This is a genomic window from Daejeonella sp. JGW-45 (genome assembly GCF_029360805.1).
Taxonomy (GTDB): domain Bacteria; phylum Bacteroidota; class Bacteroidia; order Sphingobacteriales; family Sphingobacteriaceae; genus Daejeonella.
Window position 1 is genome coordinate 847,351 of the sequence record NZ_JARKNC010000010.1, and the last position, 23,164, is coordinate 870,514.

Sequence of the window (23,164 nt, forward strand, 5' to 3'; positions counted from 1 at the left end):
TAGTTTAACCTGATGTTTATAATTTCTGTTTGAACTCCTTTACGAAGTCCCAATTTGGTGTTAAGCCTAAACCCGGTGCTGACGGGGCTTCGATCATACCATCCCTGACTTCTATTTGTTCCTTTACCAGTTCGTACATCATTGGATTCCCTCCCAGGGAGAATTCAATGATCGTTGCCGAAGGCGAGGCAAAAGCTACGTTAACACCTGCCATAAAAGAAAAAGCAGAGCCCCAGCAGTGAGGGGCCAGCTCAAGCTGGTAGGTATTAGCGAGATGTCCTACTCTCATGGCCTCAGATATACCTCCAATTATAGCTGCATCCGGCTGTATCACATCGAGGGCCCTGACCTCCAGCAAATCGCGGATATCAAAACTGGTATACTCGCTTTCGCCGGCAGCAATCGGAATGCATGTAGAAGCCCTTACTTCGGCGGTTCCATGCCTGTTGTCCGGGCTTATGGGCTCTTCGAACCAGTACAGGTTGCAATCCTCTACCCCCCGGCAAAACTGCCTGGCTTCAGGGACGCTGAAAGTGCCATGCGCATCGGCCATTAATTTAATGTCAGGACCTATTGCCTTTCGTGCGGCTTTTACTCGTTCGACACTATTTAGTACCGTTCCGTCCATAATGCCTACCCGCATCTTTACCCCGGAAAATCCTTTAGATATATAGCCATTCAGCTGTTCGCCGATGTTGTCTGCGTCGGCCCACCCGCCGCTGGCATAGGCAGGCATCTTATCCCGGCAGGCTCCGCCCAGGAGGTCCATCACCGGAACACCGAGTGCTTTGCCTTTCAGATCCCATAATGCGGTATCTATACCGCTCATGGCAGAAACTGTTAATCCTCTTCTGCCGAGTATGGGAAACTTCCGGCCCCGGGCAAGTGCATAATGATCGCGTGTGCCATTATACATTTCGTCCCAAAGCCGGCTTATATTTTTAGCGTCCTTACCTAATAAGATTGGCTTGAGCTCATTTTCTATACAACTTACAATAGAAGCGCAGACTCCTGAAGAACCGACAGCCGCCTTGGCTTCCCCGAAACCTTGCAGGCCGTCTTCTGTAGTAATTACTACAAGGGTCATATCAAAGTTGGTCAGCAGCCCATAATCAGAAAAGTGCTGCTTTTCCTTTGGGATGGGGGACCGTAACCAGAAGGCTTCTACATTCGTTATTTTCATCGGTTTATAATTTCTTTTTTAATGGCGATGAAACCATCATGAGCATATTTATTATGGTTTGTGAGGCGTGCTGATGATGGTTTCATTGGATGTGTTTGTTTTTAGTAGTACTGAGTGTCTTTATCTCCTTTTGAGAGAGATCAGCTCATGCACGTTCATCTATTGTGAAGTGAGTTTAAGATCTTTTAATTAAAGCGGATAAGGTCTCAGACGACTTACCGGTAAGCATGGTGTAAAACTCCTCGGAAACAGAGGCGCTTCCATGATCCTCCAGGAATTTTTTCTGCTCAGCAGATAAGCCCTGAGGGTTTTCATCTATTGCATTCGGGTACGGGTTCGCGGGGGTTCTGTCAAGCGGAGAACAGAATTCTACCGACAGCACACCGTCATATCCCACTTCCTGAAGTGTAGCTACGATCTTTTTCCAATCCAGGTTACCCATTCCCGGCGCCATCCGGTTATTGTCGGCCACGTGGAAGCCTGTTATCTTTCCTTTCGCCCTTCTGATGGCTTCATACATATCATCCTCTTCAATATTCATATGAAAAGTATCCAGGCAAATTCCGCAATTTGGTCCGACAGCTTCGGCCAGGGCCAACGCCTGGTCGCCCCGGTTTATAAAATAAGTTTCAAAGCGGTTAATAGGCTCAATGCCGAGGAGTATCCCGGCAGCTTCAGAGTACTCATAAATTTCCTTAAGAGAATCAACAGCCCACTTCCATTCTTCTTCAGGCCGGCCATCAGGCACAACTTTACCCACCGTGCCAGGCACCACCGAAACCATATGACCATCGAGCTCCTGCACCATCCTTATGACGTCCTTTACATATTGTACGGATTTTGCCCGCTGGGCCTCATCCCTGGCAAGTAAGTTCCGTTCGCCAAGCATCAGCGTAACGGATCCCCAGCAAGCTAAGTTATGCTCCTTCAGTAATCTCCTTACTTCCTTCGTGTCATATTGCTCGGGGCTTCCTGCAATCTCCATTTTGGTGTAGCCAAGCTTAGAAATCCTGCGAATGGTGGTTTCGATCGTTTCAGATCGCATCCAGTTATGTATTGACAATTCCATAGTGTAGTATCAGGTTATGATTATTTATTCAGAATTAACAGTCAATTTAAAAGTAGGATTATTTTAATGAAATAGGAAAGACACGCGGTATCTCGCGCATAATAATGAGCTGATCACGATTTGAAGCCGGCAGAGTTTCGTTATACGATTTAATTAGTCAATTTAAAAGGCTTAAGACATATCCGAATACAATTCCTCCCAAAATGATGTAAGCTGTATTTATTTTCTTAAAGAAAAAAGTCAGTAAGAAACTTAGGGCAGCTATCAGGATAGTTTTCCAATTCCATACAGTTGTTTTTCCTATCTCTGCCAGTACAGCTATTATAATAGCTATCGATACCATATTTACAGCATCTAAAAACGAAGTAAAAATCTTCGACTTTCTTAGTTTCGGGATTAGCGGGTTTAATAAAGCTACAAAAAGAAAGGAAGGTAAAAATATACCTATCGTGGCTGCAACTGCGTAAGAAAAACCTCCAATTTGCCAGCCGATAAAAGTAGCAGATGAGAACACGGGCCCTGGAGTGAACTGTCCCACGGCAATAGCATCGGCCAGTTGTTGTTTAGTAATCCATCCTTTCGAAACGAGCTCTGCATCTAAAAAAGCAAAAAGCACATACCCGCTGCCATACAAGATCGCCCCTATTTTTAAAAATACTGCAAAGAGTTTAAAGACCGAATAATCTGGATAGAAGTTGTTTTGAAGTAAAAACAGAGGAAGAACAGCCTTTGTGTGCCGTATCGGTTGTTTTAGCTGTGCAACAACGACCCCTAAAATACCTCCCCCAAAAAGTACATATATTTCGTTGTAACCTGATAATACTGCTATAGCGGCAAGTATACCTATGACGCCAAGCTCTAAGCTTTTAAGAGCCTTTCTGCCCAAACCTATCATTAAAGACACTATTACAGCGATAATTGCTGGTTTTATGCCATAAATAAAAGGTTGCACCTGAGGCAGCTGACCGTATTGCTGATATAGCCAGGCAAGAACGCCGGTTATAACCACGGCTGGAAATATAAAACAGGCTCCGGCTACAATCAGCCCTTTCCAGCCAGCCCTTTCATGACCGATATGCATAGTCATTTCCGTTGAGTTCGGTCCGGGAATCAGGTTGGTGGCACCGACAAGGTCCAGGAAATGCTCCTCGGTTAGCCATTTTCTTTTCCTTACAACCTCTTCTTCCATCATGGCAATATGGACAGCCGGACCGCCAAAGCCAACAAATCCTAACCAAAAGAAGAGTTTTGCAACTTCAGCTATTCTTGTTTGCTTTCTTGCTTCCGTCATAAGAAATTATTGATAGAACATTTACCTCGATAACCAAAGATATAGTGCATGGCAACATCGGCCAATAAAAAGGTGTTAACATTTAATGTACCGTTCTGAAGCTTGCAACCGGGTGAGCTTACATTTGATATTGTGAAGTAGGAATTCAGGAGGCGAGAGGAATATAAACAAAAAAGCCCCACAGACATGTGAGGCTTTTGCTCCCCTTACTACCCAATTATCGAACCTCTTTTATGAGGATTTGGCCCGTATCTATGAATTAAGGCCATTTATACCGTTGACAGGAAAATAATAATCATAGACTTAAAAGGTCTCTAGACATTGTCATATATAAATACCTCCCTTAATATTATTAAACCAGTGTATAACAGGTAATACATTATCCAGCTGTACAGCGTAAGGAATAAAAAGTAACAAAGATTAGAAATAGGTTTATACGTCAAGATCAATCATTAAAGTAACTTTAAACTGCTTGCTAGAAAAAACAGATAATGTTATAAAAATAAGTATGTAGATGGCCTGCAATGTTTCAGGTCTATATAGACGATATAAAGCACTTCAGTAAGAAGCTCCTCCCATTATCAACTTAATAAATATCTTTAGTCTATCGGCCTTATTGTATACTAAAACTATAATATAAGACAAGGGGATGGTAATTGCACTAAAGATCAACTAACTATGAGATATTTAGCACAGAGAATTGTTAATGAGAATGGCGACCTAATTGATCTCCTAATAAAGTTTTTCACCGCGGAAGTAACCGATCCTACTTCATTTGCGGATATCCAGCAAATCTGTATAAAAAAGACAAAAGAATTAAACAGACCATACGGCGAACAATTCATTACGTTAGGATATCTATCAGCGTTCGATTTTCACATGTATGTTACAGAGAAAAAAATGGGCATTAAAGGTGGTATCCCATCCACAATAGTCGATATAGTTTTAAATAGTTTGACCGAAGCCCATGTATTACATCATTTGCCAAGTAATTTAGCTAGTAATTCAAGGGATATCAGATATAAAGCAGGTGGTGAGTATTGTAAATTTTTATATGAACGGCATGCAATATACAACGTTTTAGGAGGGTGGCAGTTTATTGTCCAACGATATAGCCAGTGTGTCTTTAAGATTGTAAACATAAACTCAGAGGGCGATCATTCTATTGGAACTGGTTTTTACTATGCAGCAGGTAACTCAGAGATAGCTAAATATTTGATAATTACTAATAGACATGTTATCGAGAAGGCAAGCAAAATAGAAATCTACTCTGTGGACGACAAGGAAGTGTCATATGAAAAGATCATACCGGATACAAAGAATGATTTAGCTTACATTATTCTAAAAGAGAAATTGGAAATAGAAACATTTCACCTTTACCCGGAACCAGAAGTACTTTCTGATATCATTACGATCGGGTACCCATCTATACCTATGACCGCTCAAGCTTATCAAATTAGCCACAAAGGAGAGGTCAACTCATTTGTTGAAACCTATAATAAAAATAGATTTTTTCTCTTCTCCGCCAAAACCTCCTCAGGTAATAGCGGTAGTCCTATTATAAATAATTACGGAATGGTGGTAGGAATTGTGGCACAAGATTTTTTTGAGCAAGCAGCATTTTTTGAAAAAGGTAAACCCTCCTACTATGCTGGTATTCCGGGAGTTGAGATAATTAATTCTGCCAATGAGTTAGTATTTGGGAGTGCACGGATTTAAAAACAAAGAACATATCGGGTGTAGTACCGAATTGGATCATTGCGAAAAAAATGAGATTGCATCTAAAGCACAATCCCATTTTTATGTAAACTACTGAACATCAGTGACTAAACCAGGCAATTATTGCCACAATTCAATTTACAAATCACACTACAAATGTTACGATAATGCGTTAGGTAAGAAATTGATTATCAATTAATTATGTGCGTTTAAGTTGCAAGCTTCTGTGGTAGTGTGTTGAAAAGATGTCATTACGGCTCATTTGGTTATAGTACTGTATATGTTGTTAGCAATATCATTCGAAAAAAAAGTAATAACTCGCCTTTAACAACCTCTTTATTAAATACTTACCTCTAAAGTACAGTACTGTTTTACACTAAAGTGGAAAAATAGTACAGTACTCACATTATAATACGCTGGTTTTTTATAATAAAATTTTGCTTCTCACCTGCTTATACTAGATTTAAGCATGAAACAAATAACTGATTATCAAATATTTACAGTTGGTTACGGAAATCGAAAAATAGATGATTTCTTAAAACTGTTAAAAAAATACCAAATCAATCTATTAATAGATGTCAGATCTTATCCGTTTTCTCGCTTTCAACCTGCCTATCGGAAAAATTTATTAATACAATATCTTAACTCTTCTGACATCCAATACTTATTTATGGGTGATAGCCTCGGAGGTAAGCCTAAAAACAAGGAGTTATATATTGGTGATAAACTTGACTATAGCAAGGTCAATCAAAACTCTCACTATCAATTTGGTTTGCAAAAACTTAAAGAAATCACAACCACGGGCATTCAAGTAGCTTTAATGTGTTCCGAACTTGACGAGAATCACTGTCATAGAAAAAATTTGATTGCCGAAAGCCTGATTGCTACTGAAAATTTTTCAATCCATCATATTGATAAAAAAGGCCAGTTGATTCAACACGCGGTTTTTCATCCTAATCTTTTTTGATGGTAACATCTTACAAACATCCCTTTAAATAATGTTACCTTCTCACTATTAAAATGAATTATATAGCATATTATAGGGTTTCTACGCAGAAACAAGGCAACTCTGGCTTAGGCCTTCAAGCTCAAAAATCAGCAGTCAGAAATTTTTTGAAAGGATCAGAACCGGTACAGGAGTTTATGGATATTGAAAGCGGTACACGCAAGGGCAATAATAGAGAAGCGCTACAACAGGCTATAAAGATGTCAGCCGACATGAATATGACCTTGGTCATCGCCAAGCTTGATCGACTCGCAAGGAACGTGAGATTTATTACTACTCTAATGGAAAGTAGCGTCGAGTTTATCATATGCGATATGCCGCAAGCAAATAAATTTACCATACATATTTTTGCAGCTTTAGCAGAACAGGAGGCTGAGATGATAAGTCAAAGGACAAAGGCCGCATTAAAAGAGGCGAAAGCACGTGGAGTTAAGTTAGGTAAGCCGGAAAATTTAACACAAAAGGCCATAACTACCGGCAGGCAGAAGAGGAATCAGAATGCTCTTGACAATGAGAACAACAAAAAGGCCGGCGCATTGATCAAAGCTTTGAGACAGGATGGAAAATCCTTCTACGCCATATGCGAGGCACTAAATAATTGTGGTTTTAAAACCCGACGTGGGAAGCAGTTCTTTATTCCACAGGTAAAAAGATTGTATGAACGGTATGTTTAAAGTAACTTTAATCACTCATTTTTTTAACTAAACAACGAAATTATAGGAACAAATCAGGTGTTGTACATATAGAAACTGCTTTTTGCAGTATATCTCTCTACTCGAATACTGGTAATATTTATCCCGGAGAAGATGACTGTAGGATGCCCCGTATGGGTGTGTCTTGCTTCATTTTTCCGGGAGGTTATACCAGTAACCTGAGTAGGGAATGTTGCAAGTTCACGCCCTATTTTTTTAATCAGCATTATGAAACAGTCTCTATCAAATCTTTTTACTACCCTAAAAAAAGTGTTTGCCATCACCCTATTCTTCACCTCTTTAATATTTCTTTTCAGGCTAGACTTAGCACCGATGCTCGCATTGCTGATAATGGGATGCTTAATATTACCCTCTTTTGAAAATTTCTGGAAAAAGCATATTCCCTGGTTACAAAGTTGGTTACCGAAAAGTTTAACAATCATAGCTTTATTTGTGGTCGGCGCGATATTTTCATCGACAGAGGAACCTAAAAGAGAGAATGGTGTATCTACCTCCAAAACTCAAATGGTTGACTCGACCTTACAAGGCGGATCGGACACACTTTTCCTAGCTGAACCGCAATTAACACGAGCTGCACAAACAGAAAGGTTTGAAAAGGAATGCTTAAGTAGCTGGGACGGCTCATGCCCAGCGTTATCTCGGTATGTTAAAAAATATATGGATGATCCTGAAAGCTTTGACCATGTTGAAACCGGGTATCGTAACATGGGCGACCATATGTATGTTGAAATGAGTTTTCGAGGCAAAAATAAATTTGGTGCTTTAGTTCGCAATACGGTAACAGCAAAAGTTAGTTGGAACTGTGAAGTATTAGACGTAAATAATTAGTCTAGGATACTCTGAATGCTTATTTGTCGTTTTTTACATTTATGAGTAGCAAACTTATTGCTAAGTCCGGGATATTTCTCTTTCAAAGTAAGATATTAGATTGGTTTGAGCTTTCCGGCCGTCATTACTTTTCTTGGCGCAGAAAAGGACTAACTCCTTATGAAATTGTGATTGCAGAGGTACTGTTGCAACGTACCAAAGCAGAGACTATCGAAAAATTCTATCCTGGATTCCTTATTACATTTCCTGATTGGGAGACTATAGCACGAGCCGATATAGCTTTTCTGGAAAAGCAACTTCAACCTGTTGGGTTATACCGACAACGTGCTCGGAGACTTCAAGACCTAGCTATAGAGATGGTTCGGTTGAGAGGCCAGTTTCCAACAGAAAGGAAGGCCTTAGAACAAATACCATTTCTAGGACAGTATATTGTTAATGCTATAGAACTACAAATATTTAACAGACCCAAGCCCTTAATAGACGTTAATATGGCCAGGTTGTTAGAACGGTATTTTGGGCCTAGAAAATTAGCGGACATTAGATACGACCCATACTTACAAAATTTGGCTGCGGAAGTTGTCAATCACTCGCTTATTAAAGAGATTAATTGGGCAATTCTAGATTTTGCTTCCATGATCTGTAAATCAAGTCGACCATTATGCATAAATTGCTTGTTATCAGACACTTGTGATTTTAGTAAAAAAACACTAAAATGATTAGTTTTGTATGTAAAAGTATTTTTAGGGGTAATGCGTACATATTCTTATATCGATTTATTTGCTGGATGTGGTGGGTTGTCTCTCGGCTTGCATAATGCGGGCTGGAAAGGTCTGTTTGCCATTGAAAAAAACCCTGACGCCTTCAAAACCCTTAAACACAATTTAATTGATAATAGGAGTCATTTTGATTGGCCGAAGTGGCTGCCACAGGAAAATCTAGAAATTGATAAAGTTTTACAGGACTACGAACAACAATTAAAATCACTCAACGGAAATGTTGATCTAGTGGTTGGTGGTCCCCCCTGCCAAGGTTTTTCCACCGCTGGATTGCGTAAAGAAGATGATGTAAGGAACGGCTTAATTCGCTCCTACCTAAAGTTTATAATGTTCACCAAGCCTAAAGTTATCTTTTTCGAAAACGTAAAGGGTTTCACGTTAGAGTTTAAAAAAAACAAGGCAGAAAGTAGTAAAGCCGCGAGAGCAAAGGGAATAGCATATTCAGAATATGTATTGCGTGTGCTTAGATTTTTTGGTTATAAGGTCGAGGGCCAAATGGTAAATTTCGCTAAATATGGCATACCTCAAAAGAGAACAAGATTCATCTTGGTTGGTATCAGAAATGATCTGGCTAATGAAAAGCATTTGAATGCAAAATTTTTCTTTAAGAGTCTGGCTGCAAACAAAAAGCAATTCTTATCTGCCAAAGATCTTCCACAAAGCCCAAAGCTAGAAGACGCAATATCAGATTTGTTCAAATCAAATGGATTAGTTCCAACCCCAGATAGAGATAAAAGATTTTTCAACGGCAAGTATCTAAATGCTCAATCAGCATTTCAAAAACACTTACGTATTGGGAGTACTGGCATCTCGCCTAATAGCCATAGTTTTCCTAACCATCGCAAAGATATTATTGAGAAATTTGCTATTTTTTTGAAAGGCCCTAAAGGGAAAAACTTAAATAGCAAGTTCAAAAAATCAATGAATATCAATAAGCATGTAATCATTCCGCTTGCTGCAAAAAAACATGCGCCTACTATCACAACCTTACCGGACGATTATATCCACTACAAGGAGCCACGTATATTAACAGTGAGAGAATATGCACGTATCCAAAGTTTCCCCGACTGGTATGAATTTCAAGGAAAGTATACAACCGGCGGAAAAGACAGGGTAAATCAAGTGCCACGTTACACGCAAATTGGGAATGCCATACCACCCTTATTCGGAGAGCAAAGTGGCGTTATCTTAAAAGCTTTGGTTCATATTAACGACAATGGTTGAATACTTTAAGGTTAGCTCCGGCTTAAAAAATCTTATTGGAAGTGAACTCATTACAGATAACTATATTGCTGTATTTGAACTAGTTAAAAACGCCTTCGATGCTAGTGCAAAAAAAGTAATCGTTCGTTTCGAAAATAATTATTCAGGTGATGCTAGAATAATTATTATGGACGATGGGAAAGGAATGGATTATTCCGATTTAATTGATAAGTGGTTGTTTGTAGCTTATTCTGCAAAAAGAGATGGAACAGAAGATTATCGAAATAATTTAAAAGGTGCCCGCTACTATGCCGGAAACAAAGGTGTGGGTAGATTTTCGTGTGATAGATTAGGGTCTTCTTTAAGATTAATTACAGTCAAAAATGCCAAACAGGCTAAGATTGAAAGTCTAAAAGTTAATTGGAGAGATTTCGAGGTTGACCAGAAAGAGGAATTTTATAAAATCGCGGTAATACACGACACTCTTGAAAAGAATCCTTATCCATTAAAACACGGAACAATTCTAGAGATATCCGGGGTGAAGGATGGGGAATGGGATCGTGATTCATTCTTAAAATTAAAGGACAAACTTTCTAAGCTTATACAGCCAAATATTAATGTTTCAAATAAGGGTGAAGACTTTCAAATAATTCTGGAGGTGCCTGAAGAGGAAGAGGCTGATAAACATTATTTGGAAGAATGTAAAAAAGAAGGCAAACAGCCGATATATAGAGATATTGTAAACGGCCAAATTCAGAACTTCATTTTCGGTAGCTTAAATATCAAAACAACGAAAATTATCTCTGAGATTATTGAGGATAGAAAATTCGGCTCTGTCATCAAAACTAAATTGATAGACCGTGATATTGCAATTTATGAGGTAACGGAAAATAATACTTATGAGTATTTACGCAACGTTGATATACATTTATACTTTCTTAATAGGGCTGCTAAACGGACTTTTACCCTGCAAATGGGCATCGAGCCGGTAAACTTTGGAAATCTGTTTGTATACAAAAATGGCTTCAGAGTCCATCCGTTTGGAGATCCTAGAACTGATCCTTTCGGTATCGATTCTAAAGCCACCCAACATAGATCCAATTTACCTTTGAGGAATTTAATAGGCCAAGTTGACATTTTTGGTGACAACCCGTCACTTAGGGAAACAACAAGTCGTGATGGCGGCCTCATTAAGAATAACGCTTACATTGAATTAGAGGACTATTTATTTGAAAAGGTCTTAAAACGCCTTCAAAAATATGTTGTTGATGTAACTGAATGGGGCGTAAATGATGAAACGCTAGAAAATTTGTCAGGGGATGATTATAAAAAGAATCTGGCAAAATTTATATCGAATGTCACCACAGATAAAGAACTTATTGATATCTGGTACAATAAAGACATCCTACAACTTGTCGAAACGAAAGAGGAAAATAGCGCTAAAAAACTTGTTAGGAACTTTAAACGTATTGCCAGCGAAACAAACAATAACGAATTACTAGGTGAAGCTAATAAAATAGAAAAACGATTATTAAGCCTTCAGAATGCGAAAGCAGTAGCAGAGAAAGAAGCCGGAGTAGCTGTAGAAAAAAACATCCAGCTTACTAAAGAGCTTGAAGATCAAATAACAGAAACATTATTCGCTAAATCGATTCTAGGAACAGATACAAAAGAAGTTATAGGATTACAGCATCAAATTGACAGATCAACAGATCGAATTAATCGCAGAGTAGTTGATCTGGTAAATGCCATAAACAGGGGTGAGCATAAAAACGAGCTATTGAGTCTTGTAGAAAAAATAGGACTGGAGAATAAAAAAATCGCAACAATTGCTCAATATGTCACAAGGGCAAATTTCAACTTACAAGCCTCAGAAATAACAGCCGACCTAATTTCATACATTAAAGAATATGTTCACAATGTATTTAAAGAATCAGCATCATACCGTCAAAATCATAGACATGTTGCTATCGCCGTAGATAGCGGCAAGAATAAATTTAAAACTACTTTTCGTCCACTTGAAATAATTATCATACTTGACAACTTATTTAGTAACTCTGTTAAGGCTGGGGCAAAAAATATCAATATCATCCTTGACATAAAAAATAATGAATTAACTCTACGTTTTATCGACGATGGCAAAGGTGTGTCTGATGATATCTTACCTAAACTTTTTACGTTGTTGTTTACTACTACCAGGGATCAGGGCGGATCAGGGATAGGTTTATATCAGGTTAAACAAGTTATAGAACGAATGAAAGGGAAAATTTCAGTAAATAATAAACTTTCAAAAGGAACAGAATTCTTAATTAATGTCCCTAAATGAGAATACGCTATAGAATTCTGTGGTTCGAGGATGATGAACAGTACTTTGAAGAGGATTTGCAGCCCGAAATCAAATCTTTCGTTGAATCAAAAGGCTTTATATACGATTGTACTCATCGAAAAACTGGCGCAGATCTCGACACTTTAATCTCTTCAAGTGTTTACGACCTTATTATTTCTGATTTGAATCTTGGAGCAGATGAAACTGGAGAAAAGCTTATCGAATATATACGTGATGACAAACATGTGCTAACCGAAGTACTTTTGTATTCCGCTAATGAAGCGGCGTTACAACAAATTGTATCTAATAAAGGTTGGATAGAAAGGGCGTCATTTTCTATCGGCCTTGGCAATCTTCCACCTAAGCTTAAAAGTATTATTCAGTTTAGCATAAGAAAGGTTGAAGACGTTAACAATTTAAGAGGACTTGTTATTGCAGAATCTATCGACTTAGAGAAAAAAATTGAAAACGTATTGCAAATGTTTTTTGAAGCCGCCGAAGATTTAGTTAGTGCGTCGACAAAGGAAGAAGTACTTAGTTCTATATATACCAAAAAATTGGAAAACCATAACGAACATGCTAGTTATATAGAGAAGATAAAATTAGGTGATATAAAGGAACTTATTGACCAAGATGTATTAACAACTAATAACACCTACGAAGCGGTTCAAGGTATATTGAAAAATCGATTAAAAGGAGTTAATGCTCGGCTAAACGGTGGAGGTATTTCAAATGAAGATAAAGCTGTCTTAGCTGAAAAACAGGCTCAACTTACACAGTTAAGGACAGAATTCATAAATTTTAAAAAGGAAATTATTGACATAAGGAATATTCTCGCTCATGTCGAGGAGAAAACAGACGAGGATGGGAAACCCTACTTGCAAAGTATGATGAGAGGTAGAGATCCTATTAAGTTTGATGACGGAAAGTATATCGAAGTCCGAAAAAATCTACAAAAACACTCCAACAATTTGAATTTAATAACTGAGCATATTCTGCAAATCATTTGATAAAATATTAATTCAATTCAAATGCATTTAGGTTAAAGTAACTCCATTCTTATCACAACATTTACTTAAATATTACAACTATGTAATATTTTTATATCTTTACAAATATTACATAATTGTAATATTTGCATATGATTACACAGAAGCAGTTATTAGATTTCCGAAAACATAATTATCACGTTCTCCCCCTGCCAGCTTCTTTTGTAGAGGATTTCAACTTATTATTTTACAGTGGGGAGTTGGGAGCGATGTTGGAATTCTTTAAAAAGGAATACAAAGGCAGATTCGGAACTGAAAATATAGACATCACAGACCGTGTCCTTAACCATTGGCAAAATCTCAAAGTAATACCTGCAAATAGGACTGTAAAGCGGGGGTGGAGAGTTTGTGGATACATGGACCAAGTCTGGACCCTCATGGTCGCACAGCTCCGCTCTTTTGGTTACTCTCTAACATATCTAAAAGATATAAGAGAATACCTAAATATGTTTTCTGATGGCGTTAATGCCGACTATCCATTATTAGTACTATTTTTTGGCTATGCAGTTTCTTTCAACGACCTAATATACTTCTTAGCGTATGAGAAGGGCGGACAATTAATATTACGCTCGGATTATGTTATAGCATTAGCAGAGGGTAAAGATATCCCTGATCACATAGTAATTAATGTGACAGAAATAATGCGATCTGTTGACGACATTTTTCCAGATAAATTAAACACAACCGTACCAAACCTGAAACAATTAAATGAAAAGGAAGGCAGGATAATTGATGTTTATAGAAAAAAGGAAATTACCGAGATTACGATAAATAAGAGCGCAAATTCAGATCGGATGACTTATAGTTATAAGTTAAGTCCCAAAGATCGTGCGCTATTTAAAAAGCTACAGAAAGTCGATTATGGCCAACTAACTGTCAAGAAAGCCGATGGACAGATCGTAGCCAATGAAATAACAACTACAGAAAAATTATAAGCTATGAAATAAGTTCAAGCTATCTCAGATCAGTATACTGACCGGACAAGCCGGAGGTGTAGTCATTGAGATCAAAATGTTAACTATTGATGAATGCAACAAAACTTTAAATAAGACAGGTAAAAAATACAAGCAGGAGGATGTCAAGTTGATAAGGGATTTTCTCTACAACATGGCGCAATTAACTTTAACAGGCTTTTCAGATGAAACAAGAAAGAGCGGTACTTTATACGAGAGTGTCAACAGACGAACAGGCTAAACATGGCCACAGCCTACCACATCAACTTGAAGTGCTAACCCGGTACTGTGAAATACGAAATATAGAAGTTGTTGCTCACTTCCAGGAGGACTATTCGGCTAAGAATTTTAATAGACCGGAATTCATAAAAATGGAAAAGTTCGTGAAAGCTAATAGGAAAACTATAAATAAAGTGCTCGTTCACAAATGGGATAGATTTTCAAGGAATGTGGAGGAGGCTTTTACGCAAATTAGAAAATTTAAGGAGATAGGTGTCGAAATCAATTCTGTAGAGTCTGCCGTCGACTTCACAAATCGCGATAGCAAAGCTTTGCTGGCGTTGCATTTAGTTCTTCCTGAGATTGAGAATGACAAGAATAGTGATAGAACAACAGAAGGTTCACGCAAAGCAAGAAGAATGGGATGTTGGACAGGTCCACCACCATTCGGCTATGTAAATGCTAGGGACGAAAATAATAAGTCGACTCTTGTCCCGAACGAGCATGCAGTATTGGTCAAAGAATGTTTCGAGCAGCTTGCGACAGGGCTATATTCAGCAGAGGAAATAAGGAAACGGTATTATAATAAAGGGTTAAAATTACAAAAGCAGGCTTTCCTAAATCTCATAAGAAACTTTGCGTACACTGGTAAAATCTTTATTAAAGCATGGCGCGACCAGCCGGAAGAAGTTGTAAATGGCCTTCATGAGGGTATAGTATCCGAAGAACTCTTTAAAACTGTTCAGGATAGGCTTGATGGACGAGTAAAATTCCGAGGTATACCGTCTACTAAGAACGAAAGGTTTCCCCTGCGCGGCTACCTTAAATGCAATATCTGCGAGAGTAAATTGACAGGTAGTAGATCAAAAAGCAGGAATGGAGATTATCATTATTACTACCACTGCCAGAATGGGTGTAAAGAACGCTTTCGAGCAGACATCGCACATGCAACTTTTGAAGAAGGCTTAAAAAGGCTTCAATTTAGTCCAGAAGTTCGAGAATTATTTCTTCAAATTTCTAAAGACCTATATCAAAAAAATCAAGGAAATGTGACAAATGAAGTAAATAAGTTACTAGACGAGATAAAGGAAAAAGAAATATTAATTGAGTCCGCTGATGACAAGTATTTAAAAGGTGAGCTTAACAAAGAGCGGTATGAAAGTGCGATCAGTCGATATCAGAAAATCATACTCGAGAACAGAGTCACAATTCAGGAACTTAAAGCGGAGAGTACAGAAATTATTAAATACTTAAAATACAGTAGTAGCCTACTTACGGATATCGCATCTCACTATGAAAATAGTTCATTGGAAATTAAGCAAAAGCTAATCGGTTCGATATTTCCCGAAAAACTCATATTTTTTGAAAATAAATATCGAACCAAGAGACTAAATTCTGTAATTGGCCTTATTACTATAAGTAATAACGCTTTTGAGGTAGAAGAACCAAAAAAGGCCAGCTCGAAAGCTGGCCTATCCACTAAGGCTCCCGAAGCTGGGCTCGAACCAGCGACCCTCTGATTAACAGTCAGATGCTCTAACCAGCTGAGCTATTCGGGAATCTTTTACGCTTTTGGGCGTCTGGTTAATAATTCCTTCATGAATGAAGGAGCTCCCTGCCTGCGCAGTGACTGCGCCTTTCGGGAGTGCAATATTCGGGATTTTAAATTATTAATCCAATATTTGCATCAAAATTTTTTTAAATAAATATGAGCCTGATAATAATTGGTACCGTTGCCTTCGACGCAATTGAAACTCCTTTCGGAAAAACAGATAAAATTGTAGGTGGTGCGGCTACCTATGCAAGCCTTGCAGCTTCTTATTTCTACAACAAAGTAAAGATCGTGGGTGTAGTCGGAGAAGATTTCCATTCCGGTGATATTAAGAGCTTTAATGATCATGGAATAGATACCGAAGGCTTGCAGATCAAGAAGGGCGAGAAATCTTTCTTCTGGTCGGGCAAGTACCACAACGACATGAACAGCCGCGATACCCTCGTTACAGAGTTGAACGTACTGGCTGATTTCGACCCGATCATTCCGGATAGCTATCAGGACTGTGAATACCTGATGCTGGGTAACCTTACGCCGCAGGTGCAGCAGACAGTGATCAGCCGTCTCAGGAAACGTCCTAAGCTGATCGTGCTGGATACTATGAACTTCTGGATGGATATTGCACTTAACGATCTTTTAGACGTTATCAGGAATGTTGATGTGTTAACTATCAATGATGCCGAAGCCCGCCAGCTTTCCGGTGAGTACTCGCTGGTGAAGGCTGCTAAGAAGATCCTTAAAATGGGACCAAAATACCTGATCATCAAAAAAGGGGAGCATGGTGCACTTCTTTTCCATGACGACCTGATCTTTTCTGCTCCCGCATTGCCTTTAGCTGATGTTTTCGATCCAACAGGTGCAGGAGATACTTTCGCGGGCGGTTTCATTGGATACCTCGCGCAGGCAGGTACTATTAACTTTGCGAGCATGAAGAATGCGATCATTTACGGTTCCGCACTCGCTTCTTTCTGCGTTGAGAAGTTCGGAACGGAAAAGATCAAAGACCTCACAAAAGAACAGATCACCAAAAGGGTTCAGGAGTTTGTAAACCTGAGCAGCTTTGTGATTGAGAAATAATTCATTGCCCGGCTGTTGAGTATTCAGCATGCCGGGCGTTCCAGTATTTAACGGGGTGGCACACTGGCCACGATGAGGGAGTCCATGAAGCTTTTGTATAAAATCTTTAAATATGTCATGATCACCTTAATCTCAATTGCAGTGCTTCTTATCGCGGTTGCCATAATTTTTATGCAGCAGCCACACTTCGGCAAAGCGGCCTCCGGCGAACGCCTCGAGCGCATGAAACTGTCGAAGCATTATCGTGATGGTGCCTTTTCTAACCTGAGTTTCACGCCAAGTCTCACAGAGGGTTATACGTTTACGGGGGTGCTGTACGATTTTATATTTAAGAAGAACCCAAGGCAAAAGCCGCTGAATGCCATCCCCTATATCCAGACCGACCTGAAAAGCCTGCCTGCCGACAGCAATGTGCTTGTCTGGTTCGGCCACTCCTCGTATTATATGCAGGTTAATGGCCTGAAAATACTGGTCGATCCGGTATTCAGCGGGAACGCTTCTCCTGTTCCGGGAACCACCAGAGCGTTTGCCGGCACTAACACTTATGGAGTTGAGGATTTACCTGAAATAGATTACCTGCTGATCAGTCATGATCATTATGACCATCTCGATTATCAGACAATTAAGGAACTGAGCGGAAAAGTGAAAAATGTGATCTGCGGTTTGGGGGTCGGTGCCTACTTCGAGCAGTGGGGTTACAGGCCTGAGATGATATCGGAGCACGACTGGGATGAAACCATTGCTGTAAATAAAGATGTAAAGATCCACACACTCACCGCGCGGCACTTCAGCGGGCGTTCCTTCAAACGTAATAATACATTATGGATGGCTTACCTGATAGAAAGTCCCGGTCAGAATATCTTTATTGGCGGAGACGGGGGTTACGACAAGCATTTCGCGGATATCGGCAAACGTTTTGGGAGCATTGACCTGGCGATACTGGAAAATGGCCAATACAACGAAGCCTGGCATGCTATTCATTGCCTTCCCGAAGAGGTGGTTCAGGCAGGTAAAGATCTGAATGCTGGGCGGATCATGCCCGTACATTCCGGCAAATTCTCCCTGGCCCAGCACAGCTGGGATGAGCCCTTTATTGAAGTTTCGCGTCTTGCAAGGCTTCAGAACATCCCGCTTGTTACGCCTGTAATAGGAGAGGTGGTTTGGCTGGAAAACCGCGATCAAACCTTTACAGAGTGGTGGCAGGGAGTAGAGAAACTCAGGCTTCCATAATAGCCGCCCTGATCCTCATCACCATGTTGGCATAACCGTTTATCATGGCAGCTTTGGTTAGTTCAATGAACCGGGCTGATGAGCGGTCGTCCCTTATTGCACCTATTACTGTGTTTTTGTTCAGGAAGAATGCCTGGGTCAGTGAACTAATATGGAAGAGCGGCACTTTACCTTCATGGAAGTTTTGTCTTAGTCCGGCAACGCCAGCTACCCTATCCGTGAGATCGATGTGATAGTTGTCGGCATACACTTGCGTCATAAAATCCCATATCCCTTGAATCTCGGCATTTTTATCCTGTGCCTCATGGTATTGTGAAATGGAAGTGAGCCAGAATGCAGTGACAAATGGATCGGGCGAAATGCGCAGTAAGGAGTCGGCGGCAACTACTGCCCTTATTGGGGCCAGGATAGTTTCGAGGGCACCATCGGTATCCAGGTTCATCGTCCGGAATCGTTGTGCCACTTCATCTCCAAGGGCCAGCTTATCCATCACACTCATGGTATGGGTTTGTGCTTTCAGCCAGGCCGGCACCATACTCTGGATATTGAAATTGGGTATTTCGTTTGCTGCAGATGCTGTTGCGTAAGTATTCCAGGCGGTTGAGTCGAGCAGGAATTCTGCGTCGATGATATGCTTGGTCGCTGATCTGCCGTCGATCACGTTAGAGTCGTGCAGGTCGCCGGTGCCTGTCAGAGAAGTGATAGCTGCTGTCCTGGCGGCCGAAACCCAGCCGGCCCTGATCTCTTCCGGCCCAATTATAGCGGGTGCCACCGCAGGCCCAACATCGCCGGCCATGTGCTGAAGGCCATTGCTCACGAAACTGTGTGTGCCAACCTCTGAAGCGGCCGTTGTAGTTGCTGCGCTTCCGAGGGCCGACACGCTGCGGGCGGCACTTACGGCTGAACCGACGAGTGCGTTCTCAACGCTGCCGTCGCGGCCCTTAAAATATAGAGTGCGGCCGCCCGGGAAGGTTACTTTTGCGGTAGGCAGCGTGTTTGGATGGGCTTCCGCCGGATCGGCCTTGATCTCCGTAGGCGCATCTGTTGCCAGATTGATCATGTTGCTGGCAGCAAGGGCCGGTCTCGTGTTATTCAGGGTTGTTTCGATCTGCTGCAGGTCTGCAAGTGTTTGAGCGCCCATATTAGCGCCGTCTGCGCCGCGAAAGGCCCGGATAGCGATCAGGGTTTTATTGGAATCCTGATCAAGTGCGGGGCTGTTAATCCCGCTTATTGCTGTACTGGCTTCCACCGCAATATTGTGGAACTCCTGCGGGTTATATTGACGGGTGTACCAGCCAGCTGTACCCTCGCCGCCACCGGCACCCCAGTCCATCGCTTTTGTAACACTTCCGCTGTAATTTTGCACATTAAAGTAAGTATTTACGGCATCTGTAGGCCAGGTGAACGTATTGCCCGAGCCGATCTCAGTGATCACTTTCATTTGGTCCATAATGCCGTCGGGGTGCCTGCCTGTGTTGTTTATCTTGCCGATCTCCTTATTCACCAGCTGAGCCACGGGCTCTCCTCCTCCACCTGTTTCGCTTTTCATCTGCACAGTGGGCTTAACCCTGCCCTGTTTTTGTTGTACCACATGCCATGCTTCATGAGGAAGATGCTTTTCCTGTCCTGAGGCAAGATGTATCTCTGTTCCCTGCGCATAAGCATGAGCATTAAGCTGTGCAGGTTTGTCGGAGTTGTATTTTACCCGCACGTCGTCCATCGTTTCGCCCGATAAGCTTTCAATGCCGTCTTTCAGTTGGTCGGGCATGCCTGTTTGGTTGGGTGTATCCGCTTTCCCGCCAGATTTCAGCTGGGCTGCGGCAGAACCTCCGCCAAAAGCGGGCACTGCTGGCAGGGTAAGTGGCCCTTCGCTTCGACGCCCTTCCCCCGATGGGTGATTTCTGGAATCGAATTGTATATCTTCACTATTTCTCTCAGACTGATGTGCAGCCGGGCGAGTGCGGTCAGGATCTTTGTCGGCGTGTGTGTTTGTCATAGGAGAAAGTATTGATGCACCTGTTTATACGCAAAGGTTTTCCCGAAAGTTATCATGCAGTGGGCTTCACCGCCAGACAAGCGTCACACAAATCTTGCGATCCGTTATCCTGGCAGCCTCATCTCGTAATAGAACGAAAGCCGCAAGAAAACCGCAAACTTTACACCTATTTCCCGGCACAGCCTTAACACTGTTTAAGCACTGTCTTAGCACTTCCCAAGCACTTAGATAGTAGCGCTTGAGATTTGCGACATTTTGCTGTTCTGGTTTGGGAAGATGCGACATTTGCGGCTTTTATGCACCGGTTTAATGTACAAAGAAAATCATTTTGAGAGTGAAATTTCACTCTCAAAAATTTGGAATTCTCGTCCTAATTTCGTATCTTTTAATAGGCAGGATAGCCTGCCCGTTCTTTGACATCTTGTAAATAAAAGGGGGTTATAACACTGGTTAACAGCCGGTTCTATTATATATTTTATTACCGGGAGTGTCCGGGCACTCCCGGTAATTTTTTGGGTACCTTTAAGGGGAGGCTACCACTACGATCTGGTTAATAATTTAATTATTAAGAAATATACGAGCATGTAAAACTTGAGAAATGTGAGTGAACGGATAGTGAACCCTTAGTGAACCCTTAGTGAATAGATAGTGAATGAATTGTCCCAGCCTTCCGTTTTCCGTTTTTACCGTTCAAACTGCTCAATCTGGTACTTTATTTGCTCTAAAGTTAAAACATTTGTACTTTTTCAAAAAAAGAAGACACACGTTAAAATGATGTTTCGTCACTTGTATTACTATATATGCAATCAAAATCGTTTTGGATACCTGTTGTTTTCCTCTTATTCGGCTTCTTATGGGCGGTAACAAGTGAATGGGGCATTAATTTGCTCTACACGTATTATAGTTCTGTTTCACCTGTAGTTATCCGGATGCTAAGCAGGATGGGTTTTGTATTGCTTACAGGAATACTGCTGTTTTTACTGATCAGCAGATCACAACGGAAGTTACAAGACTCGGATCAGCAGTATCGCAACCTTTTCTTCTCTAACCCCAATCCCATGTGGATCTATCAGCTCGGGGCCTTCAGGATTATCGAGGTGAATAATTCCGCCCTGGCAAAATACGGATACAGCCGGAAGGAGTTTCTGCAGATGTCGCTCAGCGATATACTTCCACGCGATTATCATGATAAACTGGTCAGCTATATTGAAGCGGGTAAAACACAGATTATTGAGGGTGCCTTGTGGAAACACAAATTAAAGTCGGGCGAGTTGATAACAGTCTCGGTAGCAACGCACCGTCTGACCTTTAATGGTTTGGAATGCAGCATGGTCATGATTACGGATGTAACGCAGTTAGCCGAAAGTAAGCAACAACTGGCGGAGGCGTTTCGTGTGGAGAGGCAATTGAATGATAAGCTGGACCAAAATCTGAAGCTGATTGAACGAAGTCATGAAGAAAGCAGGAAGATGGCAGAGGTGATCGACAAAGTAAGTAATCTCGTGATCATTTTTAATGCGGATCATTCTATCTCCTGGGTCAATAAGGCCTTTACCGAATTCACCGGATATACACTGGAAGAGAGCATCGGAAAGACTCCCGGTGATCTCTTAACAGGCTCGCTGACCAGTGCGGGCACTATCAGTGCGCTTATCGAAGCCTTAGAAAAACGAAAGTTTATTACGACCGATATCATTAACTACAAAAAGAGTGGCGAACCCTATTGGGCCGAATTGAATATCTCCCCAATTTTTGATAAGGAGGGTGAGTTCGAGTTCTTTGTTTCCATAGAAACCGTTATCAATGACCGGGTGGAAAAGCAAGAGCTGCTGGACAGGCAATACCGGGCTTTCCGGGAGATCGCCTGGACTAATTCTCATGAAATGAGGCGCCCGCTGGCAACGCTTCTGGGTCTTGTAGACCTCCTGAAGCAGGCCGGGAGTGAAGATGAGCGGGCTGAGTATATAGCTCTCCTGGAAAAGTGTTCGCAAGAGCTTGATCAGATCATAAGAGACAGTGCATTGAAGATAAATGCCCTGGAGGATGAAGTAAATCCTTCCTCAGAATAGCAAGGAAGGAAGAAAGAATGTTAAGCGACATTCCCGGGTAAATCAGGGACCGACCCCTGATTAATTATTGCCGATCTGCCGGCTGATAAAAGCCAATTCTTCGACGGTCAGCGCTTTGCCGGTTTTATTTTGCCATCGTCCGTTAAGGTGCCTTTGTATAACGGATAGCAGTCCGCCGTCTTTTAATAAATGAAATTCAGAGTATTCTTCCTGGTGCTCAGCGCGGACACTGATGCGGTCACAGGTGTGGAACGACCGCGGGCAGTCAATTTCAAAAGAAGTCATAATGGTATTATTGAGCGTTAACTCAATGATACAGAAATAAAATATCAACAGACGGCCCGGTTCGGAAAAGTTTTACACACTTTATTCACTTATCCGGCAATCAGGTTAAAGCTTAGTCGACGTATGCGATGCATCCCACTTGTACAAGAATGCCATCTCGTCCCATCTGCGTTACTTTGGAACTGCTGAATGAGCGCACCGGAGGGTTTTCGGGGAAGAATTCATGAAAAGCCTCGTTAATGAGGCCGAGGTTCTTTTCAGGTTCAGCTATCGTCATAAAGATCTGAAGTACATTTGACATGTTGGAGCCTCCTTCTTCGAGAGATTCTTTCATGCTGGCAAGGGCACTTCTCACCTGTACTTTCGCATCGCCGGGTATTGCCCTGTCTGCTTCGTACCAGCCGCCAATCCCTGCTACAAATATCAGGTGCCCTGAACGCAGGCATTTAGAAATGAGCGAGCCATTGCGTGAGGCTCCGATCAATTGTTTCTTGGGTAACCACTCTTCAGCTTCCGGTACTTTGGTTGCATTTGATGGAGAGGACAATGCTGCTGCACCTGCTAAAGGAAGTAAGGTTAAGCCTGAGAGGATCTCTAGTCGGTTCATGAAATAAATGTTT

19 protein-coding genes and 1 tRNA gene are annotated in these 23,164 nt (G+C 41.1%); 13 read left to right on the forward strand and 7 right to left on the reverse strand.

Going from position 1 to position 23,164, the window contains the following annotated elements:
• Positions 1-16: 16 nt before the first annotated feature.
• The 3 genes from P2W76_RS17405 to chrA all read right to left on the reverse strand — a co-directional run bounded on the left by P2W76_RS17405 (position 17) and on the right by chrA (position 3,543).
• Complete coding sequence (locus P2W76_RS17405; RefSeq protein ID WP_276349178.1) at positions 17-1,183, reverse strand: mandelate racemase/muconate lactonizing enzyme family protein; 1,167 nt, start codon at positions 1,181-1,183, stop codon at positions 17-19.
• A 175-nt stretch (positions 1,184-1,358) separates the two neighbouring features.
• On the reverse strand, positions 1,359-2,252 hold the full coding sequence (locus P2W76_RS17410; RefSeq protein ID WP_276349179.1) for a sugar phosphate isomerase/epimerase: 894 nt from the start codon (positions 2,250-2,252) through the stop codon (positions 1,359-1,361).
• A gap of 157 nt (positions 2,253-2,409) precedes the next feature.
• Positions 2,410-3,543, reverse strand: a complete 1,134-nt coding sequence (chrA, locus tag P2W76_RS17415; RefSeq protein WP_276349180.1) for a chromate efflux transporter — start codon at positions 3,541-3,543, stop codon at positions 2,410-2,412.
• Between the two features lie 678 nt (positions 3,544-4,221).
• Between chrA and P2W76_RS17420 the strand changes: the two genes are divergently transcribed.
• The 10 genes from P2W76_RS17420 to P2W76_RS17465 all read left to right on the forward strand — a co-directional run bounded on the left by P2W76_RS17420 (position 4,222) and on the right by P2W76_RS17465 (position 15,855).
• Positions 4,222-5,262, forward strand: coding sequence for a serine protease (locus P2W76_RS17420; protein ID WP_276349181.1), 1,041 nt, complete (start codon positions 4,222-4,224; stop codon positions 5,260-5,262).
• A gap of 469 nt (positions 5,263-5,731) precedes the next feature.
• Complete coding sequence (locus P2W76_RS17425) at positions 5,732-6,229, forward strand: DUF488 domain-containing protein (protein WP_276349182.1); 498 nt, start codon at positions 5,732-5,734, stop codon at positions 6,227-6,229.
• A gap of 53 nt (positions 6,230-6,282) precedes the next feature.
• A complete protein-coding gene (locus P2W76_RS17430) occupies positions 6,283-6,942 on the forward strand; it encodes a recombinase family protein (protein ID WP_276349183.1) in 660 nt (219 codons plus the stop codon).
• A 246-nt stretch (positions 6,943-7,188) separates the two neighbouring features.
• The gene (locus tag P2W76_RS17435) at positions 7,189-7,809 is read left to right on the forward strand and encodes a hypothetical protein (protein WP_276349184.1); all 621 of its coding nucleotides are present in this window, start codon (positions 7,189-7,191) and stop codon (positions 7,807-7,809) included.
• A gap of 41 nt (positions 7,810-7,850) precedes the next feature.
• A complete protein-coding gene (locus P2W76_RS17440) occupies positions 7,851-8,525 on the forward strand; it encodes a hypothetical protein (protein ID WP_276349185.1) in 675 nt (224 codons plus the stop codon).
• Between the two features lie 6 nt (positions 8,526-8,531).
• Positions 8,532-9,809 (forward strand): DNA cytosine methyltransferase, encoded by a 1,278-nt coding sequence (locus P2W76_RS17445; protein WP_276349186.1) that lies wholly within the window; start codon positions 8,532-8,534, stop codon positions 9,807-9,809.
• The gene (locus P2W76_RS17450) at positions 9,802-12,114 is read left to right on the forward strand and encodes an ATP-binding protein (RefSeq protein WP_276349187.1); all 2,313 of its coding nucleotides are present in this window, start codon (positions 9,802-9,804) and stop codon (positions 12,112-12,114) included. The genes P2W76_RS17445 and P2W76_RS17450 overlap by 8 nt, the downstream gene beginning before the upstream one ends.
• Positions 12,111-13,124 (forward strand): hypothetical protein, encoded by a 1,014-nt coding sequence (locus tag P2W76_RS17455; protein ID WP_276349188.1) that lies wholly within the window; start codon positions 12,111-12,113, stop codon positions 13,122-13,124. Before P2W76_RS17450 ends, P2W76_RS17455 begins: the two co-directional genes overlap by 4 nt.
• Positions 13,125-13,255: 131 nt before the next feature.
• A complete protein-coding gene (locus tag P2W76_RS17460; RefSeq protein ID WP_276349189.1) occupies positions 13,256-14,098 on the forward strand; it encodes a hypothetical protein in 843 nt (280 codons plus the stop codon).
• 203 nt (positions 14,099-14,301) lie between these two features.
• Positions 14,302-15,855 (forward strand): recombinase family protein, encoded by a 1,554-nt coding sequence (locus tag P2W76_RS17465; RefSeq protein ID WP_276349190.1) that lies wholly within the window; start codon positions 14,302-14,304, stop codon positions 15,853-15,855.
• Here the strand turns inward: P2W76_RS17465 and P2W76_RS17470 are convergent.
• Positions 15,821-15,894: transfer RNA gene (locus P2W76_RS17470), tRNA-Asn, on the reverse strand. The two genes, P2W76_RS17465 and P2W76_RS17470, sit on opposite strands and share 35 nt — an antisense overlap.
• Before the next feature lie 149 nt (positions 15,895-16,043).
• On the opposite strand from P2W76_RS17470, the gene P2W76_RS17475 reads away from it, so the two are divergent.
• Both P2W76_RS17475 and P2W76_RS17480 read left to right on the forward strand, forming a co-directional pair.
• A complete protein-coding gene (locus P2W76_RS17475) occupies positions 16,044-16,964 on the forward strand; it encodes a PfkB family carbohydrate kinase (RefSeq protein ID WP_276349191.1) in 921 nt (306 codons plus the stop codon).
• Between the two features lie 117 nt (positions 16,965-17,081).
• Positions 17,082-18,194 (forward strand): MBL fold metallo-hydrolase, encoded by a 1,113-nt coding sequence (locus P2W76_RS17480; protein ID WP_276349192.1) that lies wholly within the window; start codon positions 17,082-17,084, stop codon positions 18,192-18,194.
• Here the strand turns inward: P2W76_RS17480 and P2W76_RS17485 are convergent.
• The gene (locus tag P2W76_RS17485) at positions 18,181-20,190 is read right to left on the reverse strand and encodes a DUF4157 domain-containing protein (protein WP_276349193.1); all 2,010 of its coding nucleotides are present in this window, start codon (positions 20,188-20,190) and stop codon (positions 18,181-18,183) included. The two genes, P2W76_RS17480 and P2W76_RS17485, sit on opposite strands and share 14 nt — an antisense overlap.
• An 800-nt stretch (positions 20,191-20,990) precedes the next feature.
• Between P2W76_RS17485 and P2W76_RS17490 the strand changes: the two genes are divergently transcribed.
• Positions 20,991-22,259 carry a PAS domain-containing protein gene (locus P2W76_RS17490; RefSeq protein ID WP_276349194.1) on the forward strand — a complete coding sequence of 423 codons (1,269 nt, stop codon included), beginning with the start codon at positions 20,991-20,993 and terminating at the stop codon, positions 22,257-22,259.
• Between the two features lie 60 nt (positions 22,260-22,319).
• Here the strand turns inward: P2W76_RS17490 and P2W76_RS17495 are convergent, their stop codons facing one another.
• Together P2W76_RS17495 and P2W76_RS17500 are read right to left on the reverse strand one after the other, a co-directional pair.
• Positions 22,320-22,544: a hypothetical protein gene (locus P2W76_RS17495; protein WP_276349195.1), complete on the reverse strand. Its 225-nt coding sequence runs from the start codon at positions 22,542-22,544 to the stop codon at positions 22,320-22,322.
• Positions 22,545-22,656: 112 nt separating this feature from the next.
• On the reverse strand, positions 22,657-23,151 hold the full coding sequence (locus P2W76_RS17500; protein ID WP_276349196.1) for a Rid family hydrolase: 495 nt from the start codon (positions 23,149-23,151) through the stop codon (positions 22,657-22,659).
• Between the last annotated feature and the right edge of the window lie 13 nt (positions 23,152-23,164).